General features: G+C 31.5%; 2 protein-coding genes. Both read right to left on the bottom strand.

Going from position 1 to position 1,949, the window contains the following annotated elements; genetic code table 11:
• Positions 1-250 precede the first annotated feature (250 nt).
• Complete coding sequence (locus tag ACFSQS_RS16080; protein WP_388021236.1) at positions 251-988, bottom strand: DUF6090 family protein; 738 nt, start codon at positions 986-988, stop codon at positions 251-253.
• A 202-nt stretch (positions 989-1,190) separates the two neighbouring features.
• The gene (locus tag ACFSQS_RS16085; protein WP_388021238.1) at positions 1,191-1,796 is read right to left on the bottom strand and encodes a hypothetical protein; all 606 of its coding nucleotides are present in this window, start codon (positions 1,794-1,796) and stop codon (positions 1,191-1,193) included.
• Between the last annotated feature and the right edge of the window lie 153 nt (positions 1,797-1,949).

Raw genomic sequence — 1,949 nt, forward strand, 5'->3', positions numbered from 1 at the left:
TAATGTTAGAAATAAACTAATAGCAAGAGCATTTGCAGTAGTTAAAAGAGGAACGCCATATGTTGTTCTCCAACAACATGCCGCATAAAAAAACTATATTTCGTTAGGATTTGACCTTGGAATACGTGTTATGATTAGTTACGGAAAAAGACGTGAGTCATTTTCCGCTAGTTGCTAAGTTAATTAATTTCAAGGGATTTTCCGATAGGGAAATCAGCAGTAATTAATTATACACGTTGTTGTGCTTTCGTTATTTTTTAAGAACTTTTAATTCTTTATCTATTAATTCAATCAAAGTTTTTGCTTTTTTTTCTGCTTGATTTAATGGATCTTCTACAAGCCAAAATATTTGTTGATTTAAACTATTGATAAAATAAATATATTCTTTATCTATTTTAAGAGAATCATAATCGTTTGGAATCATTGCTCTATTGGCAACATTCCACAATCCATCAAAGCGAGTGTTGAAAAGATTATAACTGGCATTGTCTATAATGTTTGAGTACTTTGATATTTTCATATCAAAATTGGTTTTGGCAAATGTATAAAAAGAAACTATCTCTTTTTTCAGACTGTCATTTGAAATGAGATTTAAATCGTTTGAACTCAATGTAGAGAATACTCCTTGATCAATCCTTGGTGACCAATAAGCAGTAGAATTCAAAAAATGAAAATTTAAAGAATCATTATAAGATAAGTTGGTGTCCATATGGGCTTTGAGAAGCTTTATCGAATTATGGATAGTTCTATACTCTTCGATGTAATATTCAAAGCTTTCAATATCACTTTCAATGCTGGTTTCAAAATTTTGAAGTAGCTTTATTTCTGCGTCCTTTAGTTTTCGTTTTTCATTCCAATTATTAATCTGAAGAGCAATTAAAATTCCAATTACAACAAGGATAATTTCTCCTATTGCATATTTAAAATACTTTCTATTTTTTCCTTCTGAAAGTAAGTTTTGTCGAATTTTTCTGAAGAATTTTATCATTGGTGGTTAGTTTCTTTAAAGGTAGGATAATATATGAATTTGGGAATTCAGATAATGAAGCACAACGGTTTTGTGTATGATTAGTGGCGTGTTTTAAGCACTAAAGTTAGCAAATAAAAACCGAATAGAAAATCCGCGAGGATTTTCGTAAGTAGTCGAGAACTAGCCATTAATTATACACGTTGTTACCTACAGTTTTTTATCAGAATTTACTTGAAGCTTTTTTTCCTTTTTCGGTTTTAATTTGGTCAATTTGTTCTTCGGAAAGAACTGTCGAAAAGTTACATAAACCAACTCCGCCAGAATTAGTACACATCAATCTTATTTTTTTTCCAGTCCACTTTTCAATTCCGTTTTCTTTTGATGTCGGTTCTCCAAAAGCTTCTCCAAATAGTTTTCTATAATAATCAAATTCAGGACCTTTTTCAGTTAATCTTTCCGCTTCTTTGAGTGCATTTTGACGTCTTTCCATACTCGCTCCTTTGTCACGTGCAATTCTGACTAATTCATCTATTTTATCCACAAACATTAGCGTAAAATGTTCAATAGTTTCTTTTCCGTCTTTAGAAACTAAAATTATAATTTTGTCAATTTTGTGGTTTTCAATTTCGTATTCTGATACATTTTGTATTAAATACATATTTTGCTCTTTTTCGTCTTTTTTTACTTTTTCCGCAAGACTTGAAATCGAATTTCCAATTTTTATGTCCATAAATCCAGCTTTTTTATCCAATTCAGCCGTGTTTTGGGAAATCGCATTTGTCATTATTGAAATCGCAATAAATAATGTCAGAAGTAGTTTTTTCATTTTTGTTCGTCTGTTCGTTTAAATTGTAGGTAACGTCCCGCGCAGCTATGCGCTGTTTTGCAAAGTGAAAAGTAGTGAAACGTTTTCACTTTGCAAAATGGCGTATAGCTGCCTGTTCTGCGGCGTTTTCACGCCGTAGTGCAGGCAGCGCAG

Source organism: Gelatiniphilus marinus (genome assembly GCF_042684345.1).
GTDB classification, from domain to species: domain Bacteria; phylum Bacteroidota; class Bacteroidia; order Flavobacteriales; family Flavobacteriaceae; genus Gelatiniphilus; species Gelatiniphilus marinus.

Coding starts and splice junctions, on each gene's coding strand:
- ACFSQS_RS16080 (WP_388021236.1), bottom strand. CDS start 988: ATGATAAAATTCTTCAGAAAAATTCGACAAAACTTACTTTCAGAAGGA.
- ACFSQS_RS16085 (WP_388021238.1), bottom strand. CDS start 1,796: ATGAAAAAACTACTTCTGACATTATTTATTGCGATTTCAATAATGACA.